The following is a 5,240-nucleotide window of genomic DNA, read 5'->3' as shown; positions in this document are numbered from 1 at the left end:
GAAATGAGTTCACTATCTTCTTACACTTTCATTCTGGAAGCTTTATTCTATGCAGCTTCATATTAAATTGGTATTAGATGGATATCTCGCTAGATTGGGACAAGATTCCGCTTGGTTGGTCATTTTCGATCGCCGAGAGAATGCACCCGAACTCGAAAACGGTTGAACACTGAGATTCATACTACTCCAAGGGGGCGGTCGGTTACATTATTCGAGGGTGAAACCCTGGTATATTATGTACTAATAGTAGATGCGATATTAACTATCTTGAATTGTGGGAGAAAGTGCCATATTTTGGGCTTCTCTTTGCATGAATTCAATGTCCGAGCGCGACCAAGTGCGGGGCCCGCTGCACTGATGAGCAATTAACAGCCCCCACAGTCCTTTGTTTGTTAAAATAGGCACAACTAAATTGGCGCGAACTTTCAGGCTACGCAGAAAATCTCGGTGGCATTGGTGAATTGGTTCTACTTCAATATCTGTAATTGCTCTAACTCTGCCGGCTTCGTACAAAGCAGCGTGGTCGCCGTTAAAACACTCATCTGGCCCCGTTGAACCCAAGATTGAGAGTTCGATCGCACTCAACATCTCGTAAGTCACTCGACCTTGCCACTGCTTGTAAAAATGATAAAGCACCGCGCGATCGCTCTGCAAAATTTCTCGAATGTCGTAGAGGGATTTTTCAACTAATACGTCGCGCTTTAGACGATCTGTCAAGCGGTTAACAATGTTTTGCAGCCGATCGCCCGACATAGTATTAACTCCTTTAATTCCTAGTACACTCGCCCGATCTTAATTATTGAACTGGCACCATCCCAACACCTCAAAATGTTGCGCTTCGGGATTTTCGCGGGCTCAAAAATGAGTAATTTTGGGCTTGACAGTTGTTGATATGCCAGCAATATTATACTATTATTTTGCCTGAGATAGCAATCTTTTCGGGAAAGGGGCGATGGCGTCTAGCCCTCGCCCGTGCTACGGCTTTTTTTTACGCAGCCCTTTTGCGAAGAACCACCGACGGGACGCCTGTTCCACACAGGAACAGAAAGGGAAGAGTTTACAAGTGCTGGGAGAATTGCTAGATCTGCCTAAAGTTGGTTCCTCTCAAACAGAGTAACTGCTAGGATTTTTCTAAAGCTAAAGAAAGCATTAAATATGTCTGTGCTAGAAGCTGCTTGGAAACACGAATTTATCCCTACGAACGGCATCAAACTGCACTATGTCACTCAAGGTTCTGGGCCGCTGATGCTGATGCTGCACGGATTTCCTGAATTTTGGTATTCTTGGCGACATCAAATCCCAGAATTTGCCTCAGATTATAAAGTAGTGGCTGTAGATCTCAGGGGTTACAACGACAGCGACAAACCTCACGATCAATCTGCTTACGTGATGGCAGAGTTTGTGCAAGATGTCAAAGGCATTATTCAGGGTTTGGGATACGAAAGTTGCGTCTTAGTTGGTCACGACTGGGGAGGTGCGATCGCCTGGAATTTTGCTTATGCTTATCCCCAAATTGTGGATAAATTAATTGTGATGAATGTACCACATCCGGCCAAGTTTGCTGAAGGGCTACGCACTCCTCAACAATTGCTGAGAATTTGGTACATCTTTTTGTTTCAGTTGCCAGTTTTGCCGGAGTTGTTAATTCAGTTGGGCGACTATCAGGCAATTTCTGCTGCTTTGGAAGGTATGGCAGTGGACAAAAGCAGCTTTACCCCCTCAGATATCGAAGCCTACAAAGATGCGGCTGCCAAACGGGGCGCTCTGACTGCTACTATCAATTATTACCGCAATATAGCTGGCGGATTTCTTGAGCGCCAGAATTGGAGCGTGCTGCAAGTTCCGACGCTGATGATTTGGGGAGAAAATGATGCGGCCTTCGGCAAAGAGTTAACCTATGGAACCGCAGATTACGTGCGGGATTTTCAGATTCAGTACATTCCTAATTGCAGCCACTGGGTGCAGCAGGAACAGCCGCAGTTAGTGAATCGGTACATGAGAGATTTTTTGGGAAGTAAGTTCATTTAATATCATATCCAGTTAGAGCCGAAGGCTACTGAGACTACGAGTAGGACGATCGCGATCCAGTCAGAAAATTATTATTCCCAGGTCAGCAGAGACCTTCACTGACTGCTGATGCCATCCGTAGTACGCCCGCTCATTTCGCTAGCGTGAATTCGGTAGATTGCAATTACCTCCGCCCGTCCCAGCGAGTCAATCCAGGTACGATTGATGGCGGGTGAAAGTGTGGGGTTGTGTTCTTTGACCAATTGCATCGTGCGATCGATGTCTGGCTGTTCCGTGAGGCGTTCTGCTCGCCCGTTCACCACAACGCTGCGCCAGTGTTCGACATCCCGGACTTCTTCTACTTGCAAGCAGACTTCTGGATTGGTGTCTATATACTTCGTTTTCATCCCGACTGTTGTGAAAATGTATATGTCCGAATCTTGGAGAGAATAGTGCATTGGCAAAACGTAGGGATGCCCTTCAAATACACAGCCGAAGTGTCCCTGTCTTACTTGCTGCAAAAGTTCTTGTATTTCTTTTGAACTCATTTCATCAATATCTAACATTGTTATACTCCTTTAAAACTTACTCTAGAGAAATCCATCGATGTTTTAGGTTGCTTCACGAGTGGGGCTTTTGGTCTAATTATTGCATTTTTGATGCGCCTGTTTTGTGGCTATAAACAAGTATAGAATTTCCCTAAACATAACCTGGGTTAGTCTCAAATATCATCTCCGATATTTATTGTTGGAAAATTTGTAGGATTTGGGAAATAAACCTTCGGCAATTGCTGAGGGTTTATTGTTTTTATTAAATGGCGATCGTCTAATTAATTAATAAAAGCATTTTTTCCTAACGGGATTTAAACAAATTTTCAGCCCCGATAAAGCCCAAACTCGCTTTATCAGCAGCTTGGGCGTCCATGTTTTCTTGTTACCAGCGAACAAAAGACGATCGTCCCCTGGAATTCTCTGACACTAGATATAATCCGTGCTCAAAAAAACATCGCCGCATAAGCGCAGCGCGCAATTTAGTGATGGTTCACGCTGGGGTTATGCGGCAAATGCGATCGGCTTGACGCTGATGACCCGCCCTGTCTGGCGTCACTGCCGAGCCTGGTGTATAACTCCCCCAAACGCTTGAAATCTCTTAGTTTGTGGGTGTACACTGCCCTCATAGCGTATTGGTGCGATCGACCGGCTTTACCTCATCCTACCGGCTGGCGATCGGCAATAAACCTAGTTTATTCTTAATCACCTGTTAAAAGTATCAGATTTAACGATCGCAGCCTTCAATATTTCAAGGATTTGAGGGTCTTCTTCACCACCTTGACATGGCTGGCGCTTATAACATAGAGTAGAATTTTTGTGGCATCCTAAGAGCGAGCCAGTACGTCCTAAGCTTGACATTGTAAATATTTTGACTGTTGCTATAAGTTTGAGTTAAACGGATATTTATATTTATGAAGTATAATCGATTTCAAGAATTAGATATGATGAGAGGCTTTGCTGCCTGCTGGGTAGTGGGGGTTCATTTTTGGTACTTCAATTTCTTGCCTCCATTTTTTGGATACAGCAACTTTTTCGAGTATGCAAAAGTAGTAGGCCCAGCCTCCACGATTGCTAAGTTTTTTCCCCTACCCTTTAATAGTGTAGGCAATATAGTTTTTGATTTAGTGAATATATTTTTCTTGCTTGGATATCAGGGAGTTCATATTTTTTTCATTCTCAGTGGTTTTGGACTGGCTTATTCAAGAATTTTAAAACCTGATGAAAGCTGGATTAATTTTATGAGAAAAAAAATTATCCGGCTCTACCCTACCTACTGGATACTTTTAGCTGTATCTTTGATAATTCCTCGGTTAAGAGCGGATTTATTTTATGGCTATTTTGATTGGTGGTCATTTTGGAGAAGTTGGATAATTCTCGATAAAGCAATACCATTTTCTTGGTTTATGTTTCCACTAATTCAATTTTATGTGTGTTTCTTTTTGATATTTAAGTTTTTACAAAAATTTTCTATTAAACATTTTATTTTAAATGCTTTTTTCCTAAAAGTTACCTATACCTTTTTAGTTCTACTGTTAGGATTTAACCTGTTTAAACCAATATTGGGCGACATGATTTATCCGGGCTATTTAGCAATTTCAAGGTTATTTGAGTTTTGTTTAGGAATGGCAATGGCAAAAGTTTATGCAAGTAATCCTACTTTATTAATTAATTACCTAACTAAGCCAGTCACAATAGCCCTAGCAATAATTTTTGAAATCTTGGGTATTATGGGTTCCTTCACGTTTTCAAATGAAATAAAATTTCTCGGCGTAATTTTACCTGTCGGACTGTCTTTTTATGATGCTTTCATTGGATTTGGCATATTTGTAATTGTTTTTAATGTTTGTAGAAGTTTAATAAATTTGTCTGACTTGACAACGAGATGTTTAACATGGATTTCTAATATTTCCTATGAACTATATTTAACGCAATTTATAGGGTTAATTGTTATACCGAAATATTTTACTGTGGTTGTTAGAGGTGAACCTTCACTTTTGACTGCTACCCGTGCTATTTTACTTTATGTATTAATTATTCAAATTGGTATAGTTAATGCTTTTTTATTACAACAGCTAACAAACTCGATCGCCCGTCGAGTTAGATTAGCGATGGCTCCGTTTATCTCTGGCGGAAAATAATATATAATCCGGCTACATGGGCATAGTCCCTAATCAGCCGATTTGAGATTCTAGATTTGAGAATCATACGAAATCCGCGTTAAAAATCGCCAATTGGACTCGGCGGTTGAAACCACTACTATACAAACGAACTCCACTCCAAGGGGACTAAAGAATCAAGGGGGTAGAAATCCCGGATTGGGTATTACTCGCGTCAATCAGCCTGCAAAGGGATAAATCCGGGGGCTTGTGAGAAATGATGCGGAGCTTTTATGTATTTTAAAAGTTTTACTAAAGCGGCTAAGCCATGTGGGATGAGTCGCGTTATAATTTTTGACATTCCCAACCTAAAAAATTGGGATCGAGCCAATCAAATTTTCTCAGTCAGTTTTTATGACACGAGACATATCAGAAGCCCAGCAGCAAAGAAATGACGGCATAATTGTCTTGGCACTGACTTGTTTGACGCTGCTAGGGCAAGGAAGTCCAGAGTTGACGGGGTGACAACCCCGTCAAAACATTGATAAAATAAAGGACATAGCCCTTAGACCCCTCTGAAAAAACG

General features: G+C 41.7%; 4 protein-coding genes. 2 read left to right on the top strand and 2 right to left on the bottom strand.

Annotation, left to right across the window (positions count from 1 at the left end; all coding sequences use genetic code 11):
* Positions 1-258: 258 nt before the first annotated feature.
* The gene (locus QUA71_RS28835; RefSeq protein ID WP_333220681.1) at positions 259-753 is read right to left on the bottom strand and encodes a GAF domain-containing protein; all 495 of its coding nucleotides are present in this window, start codon (positions 751-753) and stop codon (positions 259-261) included.
* Between the two features lie 402 nt (positions 754-1,155).
* On the opposite strand from QUA71_RS28835, the gene QUA71_RS28830 reads away from it, so the two are divergent.
* Positions 1,156-2,028: an alpha/beta hydrolase gene (locus tag QUA71_RS28830; RefSeq protein WP_333290392.1), complete on the top strand. Its 873-nt coding sequence runs from the start codon at positions 1,156-1,158 to the stop codon at positions 2,026-2,028.
* Between the two features lie 95 nt (positions 2,029-2,123).
* On the opposite strand, the gene QUA71_RS28825 is transcribed toward QUA71_RS28830, so the two are convergent.
* Entirely contained in the window at positions 2,124-2,573 is a 450-nt protein-coding gene (locus QUA71_RS28825; RefSeq protein WP_333290390.1) for a pyridoxamine 5'-phosphate oxidase family protein, read from the bottom strand.
* Positions 2,574-3,469: 896 nt separating this feature from the next.
* On the opposite strand from QUA71_RS28825, the gene QUA71_RS28820 reads away from it, so the two are divergent.
* Positions 3,470-4,696 (top strand): acyltransferase family protein, encoded by a 1,227-nt coding sequence (locus QUA71_RS28820; RefSeq protein WP_333290388.1) that lies wholly within the window; start codon positions 3,470-3,472, stop codon positions 4,694-4,696.
* Positions 4,697-5,240 lie beyond the last annotated feature (544 nt).

The sequence above is a fragment of the Microcoleus sp. MON1_C5 genome (genome assembly GCF_036701875.1).
In the GTDB taxonomy this organism is placed as follows: domain Bacteria; phylum Cyanobacteriota; class Cyanobacteriia; order Cyanobacteriales; family Microcoleaceae; genus Microcoleus.
The sequence above is the reverse complement of the archived record's forward strand: the minus strand, read 5'-3'. Positions and strand labels throughout refer to the sequence as shown.